Raw genomic sequence first — 15,473 nt, 5'->3', positions numbered from 1 at the left:
GCCCCGACCACCACCCGCCACACGACGGTCGGCATCGCCGCCGCGACGGCCACCCACCCGCACCACCTCGCCCACCGCGAAAGCCGGTGCGCGCCGTCCAATCCGTCGACCACGTGACAACCCTAGTCGTGCGGAGTCCGACGCCAGTTCCAGGATGACGAGGAATCACCACGTGTTGGCCCGGACTGTTGCGGCGCGATTCAGCACCCTGACCGATCACAGCGATCGAATTCTTCTGTTGGACCGCTCAATCATCGCCCGACAGACTCAGGACCAGAACTCGAAGATGGAGGCAGACCGATGGAATACCGCACCCTGGGCAGCACCGGCACTGTGGTGTCCGCGCAGTGCCTGGGCACGATGACGTTCGGCAACGAGAGCAGCCAGGAGGTGTCCCACGCCCAGCTCGACCGCTTCGTCGAGGCCGGGGGGAACTTCATCGACACCGCCGACGTCTACTCCGGCGGCGTCTCCGAGGAGATCATCGGCCGTTGGCTCGCCGCCCGGCCGGGAACGCGCGATCAGCTCGTCATCGCGACGAAGGGGCGCTTTCCGATGGGCGCCGGGCCCAACGACGCCGGCCTGACCCGGACCCACCTGACCCGGGCCCTGGACGCGAGCCTGCGCCGGCTCGGGATCGAGACCGTCGACCTGTATCAGGCCCACGCCTGGGACCCGCTGACCCCGATCGAGGAGACGCTCGGCTTCTTCGACGACGCGGTCCGCGCCGGCAAGATCCGCTACCCCGGCGTCAGCAACTTCCTCGGCTGGCAGCTGCAGAAGGCGGCACTGCTGACCCAGTTCCGCGGACTCGCGCCGATCGTGACGCTGCAACCCCAGTACAACCTGCTGGTGCGCGACATCGAGTTCGAGCTGGTCGACGTGTGCCGCAACGAAGGCATCGGGATCCTGCCCTGGTCACCGCTGGCCGGCGGCTGGCTGAGCGGGAAGTACCCGCGCGACCACACCCCCTCCGGCGCGACCCGCCTCGGCGAGGACCCCAAGCGCGGCATGGAGGCCTACGCCCCCCGCAACGCCCAGGAACGCACCTGGCAGGTCATCGACACGCTCCGCCAGGTCGCCGACGGCCGCGGCGTCTCCCTGGCACAGGCCGCGCTGGCCTGGGTCGCGGACCGGCCCGCGGTCACCTCGGTGATCCTCGGCGCACGCACGGTCGAGCAACTGGACGACAACCTCGCCGCCGCCGGGCTGCACCTGTCGGACAAGGAGACAGCTGTACTGTCCGAAGCCAGCTCGCCCATCGTGGCCGACTACCCGTACGGCGCACCAGGGATCCACCAGCGCTCGCGGGTCCTGGACCCCGCCGCCTGACGTCGCGACCACGGCCGCGCCGACCACCACGCCGACCACCACCACGCCGATCACCGCGCAACGCTCTGCTCGGCGTGGCGGTGATCGGCGTGGTGGTGGTCGGCGCGAGCCTTCTCGGGTCGTCGGCCGCGTGCGCGTTCAGGCTCCGGCGACGCCGGGCCGGCCCAGGACCGTCAGGCCGGCTTGATGACGGTGTCCTTGACGACGGTGTCCTTGACGACGGTCTCGACGAAGTCCCCGATCGCGCCGAGCGTCGCGCCGAGCTGCTCGATCTGCGGGAAGTGGCCCGCCTCGGCGATCGGGGCGAAGTGGCCGTCGCCGAACGCGGCGGCGTAGTCGCGGCCGTAGGCCAGCGGGGAGATGCCGTCGGTCTCGCCCCAGATGACGAGGGCCGGGATGCTGATGCGGTGCAGGCGGCGGCGCAGCTTGGGGTCGTGGGTGAACGCCCCGCCGGAGTAGACCGCCAGCGTCCGCTGGTTGGCGGCCATCCCGGCGCGCTGCTCGTCGGTGAGCGCGGCGAAGTCCGGGCGGAAGGCGGCGTTCGCGAACGACAGCTCGCTCATCTGCGCCGGCGCCATCCCCCGGACGTCCGTGACCTGCTCCTCTCCCGCGGCCTTGATGCCGGTGGCGTTGATCAGGACGATGGCGCCGATCCGGTGGCGGTTGTCGCGCAGGGCCATCTCCGAGGCGATCCAGCCGCCGACGGAGTTGCCGATCACCATGACGTCGCGCAGGTCGAGCTCGTCGAGCAGGTCCAGATACGCCTCGGCGAGGTCGGCCATGCTGTCGAAGCGGTCCGGGCGCGGTATGCCGTCGAAGCCGGGGTGGGTCGGGACGATGCCGTACGCGTGCTCGGCCAGCGCGCCGGCCAGGCCGAGCATCGTGCGCGGGCCCGCGCCGCCGTGCAGGTAGAGGACGCCGGTGCCCGCCGTGTCGGTACCGAACTCGGTGACGGTGATCGCCATGCCGGTCGCGATCGTCAGGGTACGGGAAGCGGCGGTGGTCGTGATCGGAGTGCTCATGGGGAGTCCTTCGGAGCGATTTCATGAGAGCTGGCACTCATGAAGATAGGGCTCTCGCGCTCGCCGCGTCAAGTGTTGACTCTCGTCGTGAGAGTTAGCTCCCATCAAAGTTTCCGCCCAGTCCCCGAATCGCGCCGCCGACCTGGCGAGGAGTCGGACGGCTTGCCGTATCAGGGCCCGTTGGTGTTACTGTCGTGGCGGACGTACGAAAGCCACAGTCCGGTAGGTAGTCCGGATGGCGGATTCGCTCCGCTCGTACGGCGCCCTTTTCAGGGCGCATCCTGTGCGTCCCTTTTCGTGATCTGTTCACCGAGAAGGGACCTCCTTCATGTCACCCCTCAGAGTTCTCGTGGTCGGCGCCGGTATCGGCGGGCTCGCCCTCGCCCAGGGCCTGCGCGGCGCGGGTATCGAAGTCGCCGTGTTCGAGAAGGACGCGACCGCGGCCTTCCGCAACCAGGGCTACCGCATCCGTATCAACGCCGACGGGATCAATGCCCTGCGAACGGTGCTCTCGCCGTCCGCCTTCGCGTTGTCGGCCGCCACCGCCGGGATGCCCGGCGGCCGCATGGCCACCCTCGACGACCGGCTTCAGCTGCTGCACGGTCAGACACTGCCGACCGACGACACCCTGCCCGGCGGCGGCCACCTGGCGGTCAACCGCAGGACCCTGCGCGAGATCCTGCTGGCCGGGTTCAGCGACGCAGTGCGCTACGACGCCCGGCTCACGCGCTACACCACGCACGCCGACGGCACAGTGACCGCGCACTTCGCCGACGGCCGCACCGCCGACGGCGACATCCTCATCGGCGCGGACGGCGTCAACTCCGCCGTCCGCGCCCAGCTCATGCCCGGTACCCAGGTCATGGACGCCGGGCTGCGCCTGCTGTACGGCAAGGTCCCGCTGGCCGGCCCGGACGCCGCCGCGCTGGTCCCGGCCGACCTGCTGGGCCTGTGGACCACGGTCACCGGCCCGGACAAGCGTTTCGTCGGTCTGGCTCCGGTCCAGTACCGGCAGTCGATGCGAGCGGCGGTGGACGCACATGCCCCCGGCATCGCGCTGTCCGACGACAGCGACTACCTCACCTGCGTCTTCGGCGCCCGCAGTGAGCTGATGCCGACCGACGCGGAGCTGTTCGCACTGCCCGGTGCCCGGTTGCGTGATCTGGAGCTGGCGCAGACCGACGGCTGGGATCCGGCCGTCCGCCGGATCATCGCGGCCCAGGACGCCGCGTCGATCTTCCCGGTGTCGGTGCGGTCCAGCGTCCCGCACGACGGCTGGGACCCCGGCCCCGTCGCCTTGCTCGGCGACGCCGTGCACGCCATGAGCCCGGCCATCGGCGTCGGCGCCAACACCGCGCTGCGCGACGCGCAGGTCCTGACCGCCCGCCTGGCCGACGCCGCGACCGCCGGGTCACCGGCGACCGAGGCCCTGGACCGCTACCAGCGCGAGATGCTCGGCTACGGCTTCGCCGCGGTGCGCGAGTCCGCCGAGCGCGGCCACCGCCTGGTCGGGCAGAACCAGCTGCCCGAGCCCGCCGAACGGCGGGCCTGAGGATGCCAGACTTCAGCGTCGCCATCGCCGGCGCCGGCCTGGCCGGGCTCGCGCTGGCCCACTACCTGCACCGGCACGGAGTGGATGTGACCGTATATGAGCGGGACGCCGATCTGACCTCCCGCGAACCCGGCTACCGGCTGCACATCAACTCCACCGGAACCTCGGTGTTGTCCGCGGTGCTCGAACCCCGGCTGCGGGATCTGTTCCTCGCCACCGCCGGCATCCCGCGGCAGGCCATCCTGCACTTCGACGAACACCTCGACCCCGGTCCGGCCCGCGACATCAGCGGCTCGGTGGGCATCGCGGCGGGCGGCGGCCTGCCCGAGCACCTGGTCGCCGACCGGTCGACGCTGCGCAGGATCCTGATCACCGGCCTGGAGGGCCGGGTCCGGTTCGGCACGCGGGTCACCGGCTACCGCCACGACCAGGCCGGGCGCGTCGCGGTACGTCCGGGCGACGGTGCCACGGCCGATGTGCTGGTCGCCGCGGACGGCGTGCATTCGGCCGTCAGGAGGCAGTTGCTGCCGCGCGCCCAGGTCGTGGACCTGGGCGCGCGGCACATCGCCGCCAAGGTGCCACTGGACGACTCCACCAGGGCGCGGATCCCGCGCGAGCTGTATTCGACGTTCACCCTGATCTCCGACGCGCACCACGACATGGTCACGTTCGGCCCGCTGGAACGCAGCGACCCGGCCTCGCCGCTGATCGCCGAGCGCGACGAGGCGTTCCGGCACGAGGCCGCGAGCGACTTCGCACTGGTCATCTTCAGCGCCGTCGCCGATCGGATGCCGCCGGACGCCGAGTTGTCCGCGGCATCAGGACGGGAACTGCGGACGCTGGCCCTGGACCGTGTCTGCGACTGGCACCCCGCGGTCGTGGAGCTGATCGGCCTGTGGGACCTGGACACGGTGCAGCCGCTGGTGCTGCGCAGCAGCCTCCCGATACCGGCCTGGCCGCCGGGGAACGTGACAGTCATGGGCGACGCGGTCCACGCCATGAGCCCGGCGCTCGGCATCGGCGCGAACACCGCCCTGCGTGACGCGCTGACCCTCGGGACGGAGCTGGTGGCGGCTGCCGAGGATCGCAAACCCCTGATCACGGCGATCTCGGACTATGAGGCGGCGATGCGCGACTACGGCTTCGCCGCGGTCCGCGACTCGGCCGCCATGGGCCGGCGCGTCATCGGACACCGCCCATTGCCCGGGTGACACCGCGCCGTCGGCGCCTTCGATCCGAAGACCGAAGGCGCCGGCGGCCGTGATTCCAGGTCACAGCGTCGGCGCCGAGCTCCCGTTGACGCCGAGCTCCCGTTGACGCCGAGTTCCCGTAGACATAGGGAATCCCGCTGTGCGAGCGGGTGAAGCCGGGACGACCGCTATCGTCCCTGGGGCAGCGCGGCCCGCGTGAGCGTGGTCGCCGTCCGCACGATGCTGGCGACCGCGTCCTCCGGGCCGAGTCCGCCCATGTCCATCAGGGAGAAAAGCGCCTCCGCTCCCATGACGACCGACAGGTCGCGCTTGAGATTGCCCAACGTCTCGCCGTCGGCGCTGTCGGCCCACGGCCGCAGCGCCTGCTCGATGAGGGCGAACCGCAGGCCCGGTCGGCGTGTCGCCGTTTCCGGACGCACGATCGTCGCGGCGATCATCGCGCGCACCGCCCCGGCCCGTGCCAGGACCAGCCGGGCCAGGTGTTCCGCGGCGGCGGCGACCCGAACGGCGGCGTCGGCCGAGTCCGCGAGCGCGGCGAACGCCTCGGCCGGGTCCGGGAGCGTGTCGGCCATCGACTCGGCCAGCAGGCTGGCCAGATCCGGGAAGTAACGGTAGGCCGTCGCCTCCGAGACCAGCGCGGCCTTGGCCACCTCGGGCATCGTGACCTCGCCGCCGGTCAGCATCAGGTCGGCCGCCGCCTTGACGATCGCCGCGTGCGTGCGCCGCTTCTGGTTCGCACGGCCGGATGATTCCTGGGCGGTCGTGGTGCTCATCGGGGCCTCCTGCGCGGCGCGACTGGTCGGGGACTCAGCTTCAGCAAGTCAACCTGCATCATAAGAGTTAGCTTGCACGAAAGCGAGCCGCCCGACTACTCTCATGAGAGTCCACCCTCACCAAACCCCCTTCAGGAGCACCATGACCATCCCGGTCTCCGTCGTCACCCCGGACGACGGCGAACAAGTCAGCCTCGGCCCGGCCCGCCTCCGCATCCTGGAGGACGGCGCCACCACCGGCCACCGCCTCGGCATCGCCGAGATCACCCTCGCCCCGCACAGCCCCGGCCCGCCCCAGCACCGCCACGCCGAGCACGACGAAGGGTTCTACGTCGTCTCCGGCACCGCACGCTTCACCGTCGGACCCGACGACTACGTAGCCCCGCCCGGAACGCTGGTGATGGTGCCGCCCGGCGCACCGCACACCTTCGCCAACCCCGGCGACGAACCACTGGTGATGGTCAACACCTTCACCCCCGACCTGTACGTGCAGTACTTCCGCGACGTGCACGACGCCATGTCCGCCGGCGCGTCGATACAGGATGCCACCGCCGACACCATGCCCCGCTACGCCACGACCCCCACGACCGAGTACGCCTGACGCACCTTGGCTTGCAGGCGTTGCACGCCCAGGTCCCGCCGATTCCGACCCCGGCGATTCCGACCCCGGCGATCAGGGAGCGGCGACGCATCGTCACGGTGGTCGCGATGGTCGCGGCCGCACACCTGATTCAGACCCCGGACTCGCGGCCTTCGCGTCCTCGGGCGCCCCGGGCAACCCTCAGGCGAAACGCGGGAACAGCGTGAGCGCATTGTCGCGCTCCACGCCCCGCAGTTCGTCAGCGGTGAAGCCGTCGAAGGCGGTGAGGTCGGCGATGTTGCGCACGACCGTGGGTTCCGGGGCGGCGGGCCAGTCGGTGCCGAAGCGGATGAGGGTGGGTCGGCCGGTGGCGAGCAGCTCTCGGGGACTGCCGGGTCCGAGCAGCGGATAGGCCAGGGCGAGTACGGCGTGCGCGCCGAGTTCTTCGGCGGTGCGGCAGGCCACTTGGGATCCAGCGCTACGGCCGCCGGAGATGATGGGGACGCCCAGCTCGGCGGCACTCGGCCGGACGGCGCGCCAGGCGGTGTCGAGCGACGGCTCGTCGGAACCGCTGCGGGCACGGTTCAGCCGATACGGCTGGGTGACCAACGCGACGCTGATACCCCGAGGCGGCAGGGCGGCGGCGATTGCTTGCAGGTCTGCCGCCTCCACTCCGGTGGCTGTGCCGTGGCCGAGCAGGACACGGCGCGCGCCTCGCCCGGGGCGGGGTACCAGGTGATTCCCGCCGGGCCGACGGGGGTGGGCACGAGCTCCATCGTCGGCCCGGTGTCAGGCCTCTGGTTCACTCGGTCATGCACCGGCTTCGCGCGGTCAGTCCTCGGATTCGCGCGGTCATTCATCATCCGCCTCCTTGCGAGCGCCGAGGAATGCGGCGATCGGCCCGGCCACCGCGTCGTGGCCGGGAACGATGTGGCCGCCGGAGTGCTCGATGACCAGCGGGTCGGCGAACCGGTCGGCCAGCCGCAGCGAGTCCTTGCGCGGCACGATCACGTCGCCGCGGCCGATGACGTGGACGGAGGGGGTGGTGAGTTCGTGCTGGAACAGCACGGCGTGTTTCGGCAGATCGCTGGTGAAGCCGCCGACCATGGCGGCGAAGCGGAAGTGGAATTCGGGCGGCGCGGTCCCGCTCTCCTGGACCGCGGTGAGCAGACCGGCCAGGGCCGCTCCTTGGCTGAAGCCGAAGACCCCGTCGAACCGGGGTCCGGCACACACCAGCTCGATCGCCCAGTCTCGGGTGCGTTCCCAACCGTCGAAGCCCTCGTGCCACCAGCCGAAGTCGCCGGTGGCCAGGGAGGGTGCGTCGACGTAGACGAGCTCGATGTTCGCGGGCAGGGAGCGGGTCAGCGATGCCATCTGATCGCGCAGGATCGCGCCGCTGCCGTGGTAGCCGTGCAGGCACAGTACGCGTAGGTCGGACATGGGTCACCGCCGTGGGGAGTTGGCTCTGGGTGTGAGTGGGCCCTGTGCTTCATCCTGCGGCGACGGCTATCCATATGTCCAACAAATGAAAGTTCTCGAACTGATAGATTTTTTGCATGACGGTTTCCCTGCGCCAACTCGAGTACTTCATCACCGTCGTCGACGAGGGCTCGTTCACCCGCGCGGCGGAAGTGCTCGGCATGAGCCAGCCGGGCCTGTCCCACCAGATCCAGGCCCTGGAACGCGAGCTGGGCGGGCCGCTGCTCGAACGCCTGCCGCGCCAGGTCCGGCTCACTCCGGCCGGCCGTACCGCCCTGCCGCACGCTCGGGCGAGTCTGGCCCACGCGCAGCGCGCGTCCAGCGCCGCCCGCCGGGCATCCGGCGTGGAGACCGGTGAGCTGCACGTGGGCACCCTCTACTCGATCAGCACCGGGGTGTTGCCCGGCGCGCTGCGCACCTGGCGGCGCAGCTACCCCGAGCTGCAGGTCCACCTGGTCGAGTTCCCCCACACCAACGAGCTGATCGCGGCGATGGAAGCCGGAGCGGCCGACGTCGCGGTCGGCCCCACCCCGCCGGACTGGGACGGACCCTGCCGAACGATCGGCGTCGAAGAGTTCGTCATCGCCGCGGCTCCCGACGCCCTGCCCTATCCCGACGGCGCGCAGGTCCCGATGGTCGAGCTCGCGCGGCAGGAGTGGGTGCACTACACCGCGCGCAGCGGCTTGTCCGACATCCTCAACGACGCCTGCGGGCAAGCCGGCTTCAGTCCCAGGCTCTCGGTCCGCACCGAACAAAGCGCGTCCGCGCTCAGCCTGGCCCGCGCGGGGATCGGCCTGGCCCTGCTGCCCGGCAACATCGTTCCCCCGCACTTCGACGGCACCCTGCTGCGTCCCGACCCGCCCGTCCTGCGGCCCCTGTCGGTCTACACCAGAGTGCGCCCCGACCCGATCACCGCGGCCTTCGTCTCCGCCATCTCGGTCGAAACCCTCGTCACCCCGACGCACATCACCGATCGGCTCGGGCCGCCGACGCAGTGACTGCCCACCGTGGCATGCACTGAGTTTATGGAAATCAGTGATTCTAGTTCTTGGACAAATAAATGCGCGTCAGAGACGATCCCTTCCAAGCGCCGAACGGCACCGAGTCAGAGGCCGAAGACGCTCACGGCCGCCGCCGGGCGGCCGGCCCGATCGTGAGGAAGGACCGCGCGACATGAAGATCAGCAAACTGAGGATCGCCGCCGCCACCGTGGCTCTCGGGCTCGGCGTCGGCGCCGCCTACACCTTCGGCGCCGGCAGCGCCGCCGCGAACGGCGCGTCAGCCGCGGCCGGGGACCACGACGGCTCGTCCCGCCACCACCGCCTGCCGGACCCGTACGAGTTCCTGCCGAAGGTGCCCACCTTCACCGCGTCCAGCACCACCGCGCGCAAGGGGCACCCGCTGCCGCTCGCGCAGTGGTCGGGGATCTTCGGAGTGCCCGGCGGCAAGGACATCTCGCCGCAGCTGTCCTGGCGCGGCTTCCCCAAGCAGACCAAGAGCTTCGTGGTCTCGATGTACGACCCGGAGGCGCCGACCCAGGCCGGCTTCTTCCACTGGATCGTGGAGGACATCCCGGCCACCACCAGCAGCCTGCCGGAGAACGCGGGCGCGCTCGACTCCGCCACCCTGCCCGCCGGCGCCATCCAGCTCGAAGGCGACGCCGGCGCGGACCGCTACATCGGCGCGGCCCCGTCCGCCGGCTCCGGCATCCACGACTACTACATCACCATCACCGCCCTGGACGAGCCCACCACCGGACTCGGCGCGACCACCAGCGGTGCCCTGCTCAACTTCGAGATCGACAGCCACACCATCGCCCGGGCCTCGCTGGTCTTCCCGACCATGGCCCCGGCGAAGTAGCCGGACCGCTTCGGTCCCGACGCGCTCAAGACGCTGATCGACCAGACCCCTCAGCGCGATGCCCCCCAGGTCGGCAAACGCCGACCTGGGGTTCGCTGTAGTCACAGGGGTGTCGGCCCGGCGCCGTCGACCCTCCGGCAGGCACGCTCGGGTCCCGGCGGGGACTCCTGTCAGCCCCGTGCTTTGTCGAGCAGCTGCGCGGTGGCCTCCCACAGTCGTTCTTCGCGCTCCCGGTCCTGCGCGACCGGCTGTACCTCGATCACCTTGTCCCGCACCACAAACGCGCCGTCCCGCAGGTGCGCCCACTTCCCGTCCAGCGCCACCGAGGCCAATGCCGGGCCCGAACGTTCCGGAGTTGCCACGCCGGGCAACCGCCCGAGGCCTCGGCCCATCGCCTGGGCCGCCGCCGGCATCCCGCGGCCCAGGCCGGTGCCGGGCATCCAGCCAGGTTCGAATACCGCGACGTTGACGCCGGGGGCGAGGTGGCGCTGGAGTTCGTGGGCGTAGTAGAGGATCGCCAGCTTGGCGTTGGAGTAGGCGACGCCGGTGGCCTTGAAGCCGGGCTTCTTCTCGCCGGTCGCGGGGCGGGCCAGGTCGAGCGGGTCACGCCAGTCGGCGGCGGGAACGCCCATCAGCCGTCGATAGACGTTGGCGTGGTAGGTGTTCGATCCGAGCAGCACGATGCGTGCCGGAGCGGTGAGCGAGTCGCGCAGGTCGGCGATGAGCCGCGCGTGCGCGAGATAGCCGACGGCGAAGGTGAGCTCGTAGCCGTCGGCGGAGGACTGCCGGGTGTCGGCGGACATGGCGCCGGCGTTGGCGATCAGCGCGTGCAACGGCCGCACCGCTCCGGCGTCCAGCAAGTCGCGCGCGGCGGTCGCCGCGGCCCGCACGTCGGCGAGCCGGGACAGGTCGCAACCGATCGTGTGGACCCTGGCTCCGCGGGCGCGCGCCTGCCGGGCGACGTCGTCGAGCGCGGTTCCCGGCCGGCCCACCAGGAGCAGATCCGGGCGTTCGCCGTCCGGGCGGGCGCCCAGGGCCAGGGCGGTGGCGCGGCCCAGGCCCCGGGTCGGGCCGGTGATGAGGACGGTTCCGGTTTCCGTGGTGCTCATGGCGATCCCTCTGCTGGCTCTGGGAGTTCCCTCGTCTCACCTCGAGTCTCGGACGACGGCGCGCCGTCAGCCAGCCGTCGCGTTTTCCTAGGACCACCGGGGCCAGGACAACCACGCCCGGCACACTCAGACTGGAGCCTGTCGAATCAGACCGGTTTGACGGCGTCGCACTCGGTGGCCGAGGACGAGGACGACGATGGCGGTCCGCCGGAGGGCCCGCCGGTCTGCGCCGGGGGCGGCGTGGTCGCGTACGGGTCGACGGTCTTGCCGGTGTTGACCCCGCCGTCACCGCCGAACGCCGGATTTATGTAGTTGAAACGGGTGGCGTAGGCCTTCGGATCGTTGGTGGCGCCGCGCCCGGGCTTGGCGACCCGCTTCTCGTAGTCCTGCTTGATGCCCTCGCTGGGGTCCAGCAGTTTGAACGCCGCGGTCGGTTCGGCGCCCTTGAGCACCGCCGGGTCCAGGTCCGCGGTTATCAGCATCTGGCGCAGCGCGGCGTACGCGTCGCCGACCGTCTTCGCGGAATAGTCGCCGACGCGGGCCGCGGCCGGCGGCACGATACCGGCCGCATTGTTCTGCCAGTCCATCGACTTGGAACCGTCGAAGTACCGGTCGTCGGCGTTGGTGGAGGTCGGGCTGGCCCCCGCGGGTGGGGCGTCCGCGGAGGCGGCAGGCGCCGCGAGCCCGGTCGGGCTCGACGTGTCGGCCGGAGTCGTGCCGCCGACCGGGGTACCCGGCTTAGCGCTGTCGGAAGTCTTCGACGAGGAGAACAGCTTCGGCCCCCCGATGATCGCGGCCGTGACCAGCAGCGCGACCAGCACCCCGGCCAGACTCCGGGCCCAGGGCCGACGACGCTTGCCATCCGAAGCCCCGGACTCGCCGGAGCCGCCGCCGGCCGGATTCGGGCTCAGATCCGCCCGCGCGCCGTCGGTGCGCCACCCGGTGTCCTTCGGCTGGTCCTTCTTCCACTTCCCGGCCAGCTCGCGCTGCCGGGCCGACGGCTCCTTGTAGGCCGCGCTCTTGGCTGACTCCTTGGTGAACGACCGCTCGAACTCGGCCCACCCCTGCTCGGAGAGGATCGGCCCCTCCCCGGAGTCGCCGACGTTCTTGTCCTTGTTCCTGGCCACTGACGGCCTTCCCCACCCTCGTCGAGTGCGGCGCCCGGAGCCCGCACTGTGGACATGACCGCGGAAGGCTACCTTGCACCGGCCAGATCCCGGTACCCGGGGCCCGGAGCAGGCGATCCGGCAAAAACGGATACCGGATATCTCATATCCCGGACGCCCTCTTGACGCCTCCCGCGAAGGCGCGAACACTACCGAACGTTCGGTCGTCTCTTGGCGGCGGCGACGCCACCCGCAGGCTGCTCGCCCGGCCCGACCCATCCCACCCACATCACCGGAGGCTGAGTTGAAGGCCCGAATACCGATCGTCGTGGCGGCGCTGACCGCCGCGGGCATCGTCCCGACCGCGGCGTCCGCCGCCGGACCCCCGTCCCGAGCCGGTACGGCCGGTTCCTGGCAGCCGGAGGCGGCGGCCTACGGGGTGAGCCAGCCCGTGGACATCTCCGTGAAGATGGACGACGGGGTGACGATCTCCACTGAGGTCGTGTACCCGACCGACCCGGCGACCGGAGCCCGGGCGGCCGGCGACTTCCCGGTGCTGCTCACCCAGAACCCTTACGGCACCGGACACTCAGACCCGACCACGGCCGGGGACTACTTCGTCCAACGCGGGTACATCTACGTCGCGTCCGCGGTGCGCGGTACCGGGGCCTCGGGCGGGCAGGTGTCCTGGTTCGGTCAGCGCCAGGGGCAGGACGGCGCGGAACTGGTGGACTGGGCCGCGCATACCCTGGCCGGATCGAACGGCGAGGTCGGGCTGGACGGCTGCTCCTACCTCGGAGTCGACCAGTGGTTCACCGCGGCGGCCGTCGGGCGGAACTCGGCGCTCAAGGCGATCACCCCGTTCTGCACCGACTCGAACTTCTACGACGACCTGACCGCGAACGGCGGGATCCCCACGCCGTTCGTCGCCGGAATCGCCCAGGCCGAACCGCGCGGACCGCAGGACGACCCGGCCACCGATCCGCAGTCGGTCACCATCGCGCAGCAAGCGACCGGCGGATCGCGCTCGTACGATGACGCGTACTGGCAGTCCCTGGACGCCCAGCGCCTGATGCCGCAGATCGTCGCCAACCGGATCCCGGCGTTGAGCGAAGCCGGCTGGAACGACCTGTTCCCCGGCGGGGATCTCGGCGACTACACGGCCGCGCAGAACGCCTACTTCCACCGCCCGCTCACCGCCCCGATCACCGCCGGCGAACCGGTCACCGGCCGGTACCAGGCGATCGTCGGTCCCTGGACCCACGGCGAGAACGTGGACGGGACCACGCTGGAGAACATCCGCCTGGAGTGGTTCGACACCTGGCTCAAGGGCGAGCACACCGGCATGGCCGACACCTCGACCCCGCTTCACCTGTTCGAGAACACCGCGAAGCAGTGGGTTGACACCGCCGCGTGGCCGCCGTCCCCCTCCGCGCAGAGGTACTACCTGGCCGGCTCGGGCGCGCTGGCGAACTCCAAGTCGTCTTCAGCCGGCAGCGGGACGCTCACCTGGGCCGCGGCCAGCACCGCCAACTCCCTGACCTACACGACAGCGCCGCTCACCGGCTCCGCCGTCCTCGACGGGCCGTCGGACCTCACGGTCTACGCGACCTCGACGACGACCGACGCCGAACTCAGCGCCACGCTCAACGTCGTGGCGCCGGACGGCACCGTGGTCAAGCAGGCCGACGGCGTGCTGCTCGGCAGTCAGCGCGCCGTCGACCCCGCGCAGAGTCTGTACGGCACCGGCGGCGTGCTGCTCGATCCGTCGCACCCGTTCACCCGATGGAGCCAGCAGCCGGTCGTCCCCGGCCGCACAACGCGGTACGACATCGCGCTTCTGGCGAACTTCACCCTGATCCCCGCGGGCGACCGCATCCAGCTGGTGGTCACCAGCCAGACGCCGGCCGACTTCCACTTCCCGGTGACGCCGACCCCGCAGGAACAGGCCAACCTGGCCGGCGGCACCTACACCGTTCAGTTCGGCGGGTCCACGCCGTCCGTGCTGGACCTCCCGCTCGCCTCGCCGGAACAGTTCACGGCCAGCCCGACCGACTGGGGACCGTCGTCCTGACAGCGGGTACGAACGTGGAAACGTGAGTTGGCGGTGGGCTGGTGGTGCGCTGGTGGTGCGCTAGTGACAACGCGCCGCCGGCCCACACGCACGCGGCCGGAGCACTCACCGTGTTCTCGCTAACGGTGTTCTACCGGCCGGACTTGGAATCGCGGACCGACCGGGCACTGCTCGCGGCAAGCGCCTCCTGCATGGCGTCGTCGGACGCCTGCAACTCAGGCATCTGAACATTCTCCGGCCGCGCCCGCAGACCGTCGACCAGCAGAACGAGGTAGCGGCGCCAGAGCTCCGGCTGTCCGGTGTGGTCGCTGACCGCGCCCAGCATCAACTGCACGACCGCGAAGTCGGGCGGCACGACGTCCGCTCGAAGCGTGCCCTGCTCCTGGGCCCGGGCCACCAGCGCGTCGACCGAGGGGGCGACGCGGTCCCGCATCTGCCGCTGCCGCTGCGGGCCGCGTCCGGTACCGAGCATGACCTCGCGCAGGCCGCGATCGAAGGCCTGGACTTCGCAGGTCCGCTCCAACGCGCGGGTCAGCCCGAGCCAGGCGTCCGGCTCCTCCAGCGCCTCGCGCAGGTAGCCGTCAACGGTCTCGACCATGTCATCGAACAGCGCGTCGATCAGCTCCTCCTTGTCGGAGAAGTGGCGGTAGACGGTGCCGACCCCGATCCCGACGTGGTGCGCGATGTCATTGAGCGTGGCGGCGACACCGTGGTCACGGAACACCTCGCGCGCGCCGGTGAGGATCCGCCGCCGGTTGCGCTCGGCGTCGACACGCCGCCTGCGCGGCTCGGTCGGTTCAACGGGCATACAACAGATCCTCGTCGCTTCCGCTGGGGCCAGCATGTCCGCGCCATGCTAGTACCGCATCAGGCAAAACCTTGCCCGGCAGTTCGCGACGTGTCGGTCACCGAACGGATCGGTTCCCGGCTGGTGCTGCGGGATTCTGGACCTGGACCTGGACCTGGAAGTGGAACTGGGCGCGGGTGGAGTTTGCAGGAGGATGAAGTTTGCGAGCCGGGTTGCGGTTGGTCGGTGGTTTGAAAGGCGATTTTTACGCCTTCGGTCATAGTTGTGCCGGTTCGGGGTTCGGGGCGGCGGGTGTGTTTGTCGGCTGCCGGTTCACGCGTTCACAACCCCGCCCCACCTCAGGCCTCTTCAACACCGGCAAGTCAGAACAAGGGCACAGGCAAGATCAACAGCACAGGCCAGATCAAGAGCAAGATCAAGAGCTGAAGGTCAAGGTCAAGAGCTAGCCGGAAAATGAGGGTGACCCAGGGCACCATGAGATGGCCCGGCCTCCCAGGCGATGTTGGTGCAGATGACAGTCAAGGATCCGTGCCGTCGCGTGAAGCTTCGGGTTCAGTTCGCGAACCG

The 15,473-nt window shown here is 70.6% G+C and carries 14 protein-coding genes; 7 read left to right on the top strand and 7 right to left on the bottom strand.

Annotated features, from left to right (window positions below):
- Window positions 1-300: 300 nt before the first annotated feature.
- Window positions 301-1,332, top strand: a complete 1,032-nt coding sequence (locus KGQ19_RS41365) for an aldo/keto reductase (RefSeq protein ID WP_212019752.1) — start codon at window positions 301-303, stop codon at window positions 1,330-1,332.
- 173 nt (window positions 1,333-1,505) lie between these two features.
- Here KGQ19_RS41365 and KGQ19_RS41360 read toward each other — a convergent pair whose 3' ends face one another.
- Window positions 1,506-2,354, bottom strand: a complete 849-nt coding sequence (locus tag KGQ19_RS41360; protein ID WP_212019750.1) for an alpha/beta fold hydrolase — start codon at window positions 2,352-2,354, stop codon at window positions 1,506-1,508.
- Between the two features lie 328 nt (window positions 2,355-2,682).
- Here KGQ19_RS41360 and KGQ19_RS41355 point away from each other — a divergent pair, with 328 nt between their 5' ends.
- Both KGQ19_RS41355 and KGQ19_RS41350 read left to right on the top strand, forming a co-directional pair.
- Window positions 2,683-3,906: an FAD-dependent oxidoreductase gene (locus KGQ19_RS41355; RefSeq protein ID WP_212019748.1), complete on the top strand. Its 1,224-nt coding sequence runs from the start codon at window positions 2,683-2,685 to the stop codon at window positions 3,904-3,906.
- 2 nt (window positions 3,907-3,908) lie between these two features.
- The gene (locus tag KGQ19_RS41350) at window positions 3,909-5,117 is read left to right on the top strand and encodes an FAD-dependent oxidoreductase (protein ID WP_212019746.1); all 1,209 of its coding nucleotides are present in this window, start codon (window positions 3,909-3,911) and stop codon (window positions 5,115-5,117) included.
- A 167-nt stretch (window positions 5,118-5,284) separates the two neighbouring features.
- Here the strand turns inward: KGQ19_RS41350 and KGQ19_RS41345 are convergent, their stop codons facing one another.
- Window positions 5,285-5,890 carry a TetR/AcrR family transcriptional regulator gene (locus tag KGQ19_RS41345; RefSeq protein ID WP_212019744.1) on the bottom strand — a complete coding sequence of 202 codons (606 nt, stop codon included), beginning with the start codon at window positions 5,888-5,890 and terminating at the stop codon, window positions 5,285-5,287.
- Window positions 5,891-6,032: 142 nt separating this feature from the next.
- Between KGQ19_RS41345 and KGQ19_RS41340 the strand changes: the two genes are divergently transcribed.
- Complete coding sequence (locus tag KGQ19_RS41340) at window positions 6,033-6,491, top strand: cupin domain-containing protein (protein WP_212019743.1); 459 nt, start codon at window positions 6,033-6,035, stop codon at window positions 6,489-6,491.
- A gap of 180 nt (window positions 6,492-6,671) precedes the next feature.
- On the opposite strand, the gene KGQ19_RS41335 is transcribed toward KGQ19_RS41340, so the two are convergent.
- Together KGQ19_RS41335 and KGQ19_RS41330 are read right to left on the bottom strand one after the other, a co-directional pair.
- Entirely contained in the window at window positions 6,672-7,142 is a 471-nt protein-coding gene (locus KGQ19_RS41335; protein WP_212019741.1) for an alpha/beta family hydrolase, read from the bottom strand.
- A 180-nt stretch (window positions 7,143-7,322) separates the two neighbouring features.
- Window positions 7,323-7,910: a putative serine hydrolase gene (locus KGQ19_RS41330; protein ID WP_212019739.1), complete on the bottom strand. Its 588-nt coding sequence runs from the start codon at window positions 7,908-7,910 to the stop codon at window positions 7,323-7,325.
- Between the two features lie 116 nt (window positions 7,911-8,026).
- On the opposite strand from KGQ19_RS41330, the gene KGQ19_RS41325 reads away from it, so the two are divergent.
- Both KGQ19_RS41325 and KGQ19_RS41320 read left to right on the top strand, forming a co-directional pair.
- Complete coding sequence (locus tag KGQ19_RS41325) at window positions 8,027-8,947, top strand: LysR family transcriptional regulator (protein WP_212019737.1); 921 nt, start codon at window positions 8,027-8,029, stop codon at window positions 8,945-8,947.
- A gap of 175 nt (window positions 8,948-9,122) precedes the next feature.
- Window positions 9,123-9,809 carry a YbhB/YbcL family Raf kinase inhibitor-like protein gene (locus KGQ19_RS41320; protein WP_212019735.1) on the top strand — a complete coding sequence of 229 codons (687 nt, stop codon included), beginning with the start codon at window positions 9,123-9,125 and terminating at the stop codon, window positions 9,807-9,809.
- A gap of 170 nt (window positions 9,810-9,979) precedes the next feature.
- On the opposite strand, the gene KGQ19_RS41315 is transcribed toward KGQ19_RS41320, so the two are convergent.
- Both KGQ19_RS41315 and KGQ19_RS41310 read right to left on the bottom strand, forming a co-directional pair.
- Complete coding sequence (locus KGQ19_RS41315) at window positions 9,980-10,918, bottom strand: SDR family NAD(P)-dependent oxidoreductase (RefSeq protein WP_212019733.1); 939 nt, start codon at window positions 10,916-10,918, stop codon at window positions 9,980-9,982.
- Between the two features lie 146 nt (window positions 10,919-11,064).
- On the bottom strand, window positions 11,065-12,045 hold the full coding sequence (locus KGQ19_RS41310; protein ID WP_212019731.1) for a hypothetical protein: 981 nt from the start codon (window positions 12,043-12,045) through the stop codon (window positions 11,065-11,067).
- Between the two features lie 283 nt (window positions 12,046-12,328).
- Here KGQ19_RS41310 and KGQ19_RS41305 point away from each other — a divergent pair, with 283 nt between their 5' ends.
- Entirely contained in the window at window positions 12,329-14,098 is a 1,770-nt protein-coding gene (locus KGQ19_RS41305) for a CocE/NonD family hydrolase (protein ID WP_212019730.1), read from the top strand.
- A 130-nt stretch (window positions 14,099-14,228) separates the two neighbouring features.
- Here the strand turns inward: KGQ19_RS41305 and KGQ19_RS41300 are convergent, their stop codons facing one another.
- Window positions 14,229-14,906: a TetR/AcrR family transcriptional regulator gene (locus KGQ19_RS41300; protein ID WP_212019728.1), complete on the bottom strand. Its 678-nt coding sequence runs from the start codon at window positions 14,904-14,906 to the stop codon at window positions 14,229-14,231.
- Window positions 14,907-15,473: the final 567 nt, after the last annotated feature.

Source organism: Catenulispora pinistramenti (genome assembly GCF_018274385.1).
In the GTDB taxonomy this organism is placed as follows: Bacteria; Actinomycetota; Actinomycetes; order Streptomycetales; family Catenulisporaceae; genus Catenulispora; species Catenulispora pinistramenti.
Note: the sequence above shows the minus strand (reverse complement) of the source record. Positions and strands in the feature narration are given on the sequence as shown.

Coding starts and splice junctions, on each gene's coding strand:
- KGQ19_RS41315 (WP_212019733.1), bottom strand. CDS start 10,918: ATGAGCACCACGGAAACCGGAACCGTCCTCATCACCGGCCCGACCCGG.
- KGQ19_RS41330 (WP_212019739.1), bottom strand. CDS start 7,910: ATGTCCGACCTACGCGTACTGTGCCTGCACGGCTACCACGGCAGCGGC.
- KGQ19_RS41365 (WP_212019752.1), top strand. CDS start 301: ATGGAATACCGCACCCTGGGCAGCACCGGCACTGTGGTGTCCGCGCAG.
- KGQ19_RS41300 (WP_212019728.1), bottom strand. CDS start 14,906: ATGCCCGTTGAACCGACCGAGCCGCGCAGGCGGCGTGTCGACGCCGAG.
- KGQ19_RS41355 (WP_212019748.1), top strand. CDS start 2,683: ATGTCACCCCTCAGAGTTCTCGTGGTCGGCGCCGGTATCGGCGGGCTC.
- KGQ19_RS41340 (WP_212019743.1), top strand. CDS start 6,033: ATGACCATCCCGGTCTCCGTCGTCACCCCGGACGACGGCGAACAAGTC.
- KGQ19_RS41325 (WP_212019737.1), top strand. CDS start 8,027: ATGACGGTTTCCCTGCGCCAACTCGAGTACTTCATCACCGTCGTCGAC.
- KGQ19_RS41350 (WP_212019746.1), top strand. CDS start 3,909: ATGCCAGACTTCAGCGTCGCCATCGCCGGCGCCGGCCTGGCCGGGCTC.
- KGQ19_RS41345 (WP_212019744.1), bottom strand. CDS start 5,890: ATGAGCACCACGACCGCCCAGGAATCATCCGGCCGTGCGAACCAGAAG.
- KGQ19_RS41320 (WP_212019735.1), top strand. CDS start 9,123: ATGAAGATCAGCAAACTGAGGATCGCCGCCGCCACCGTGGCTCTCGGG.
- KGQ19_RS41360 (WP_212019750.1), bottom strand. CDS start 2,354: ATGAGCACTCCGATCACGACCACCGCCGCTTCCCGTACCCTGACGATC.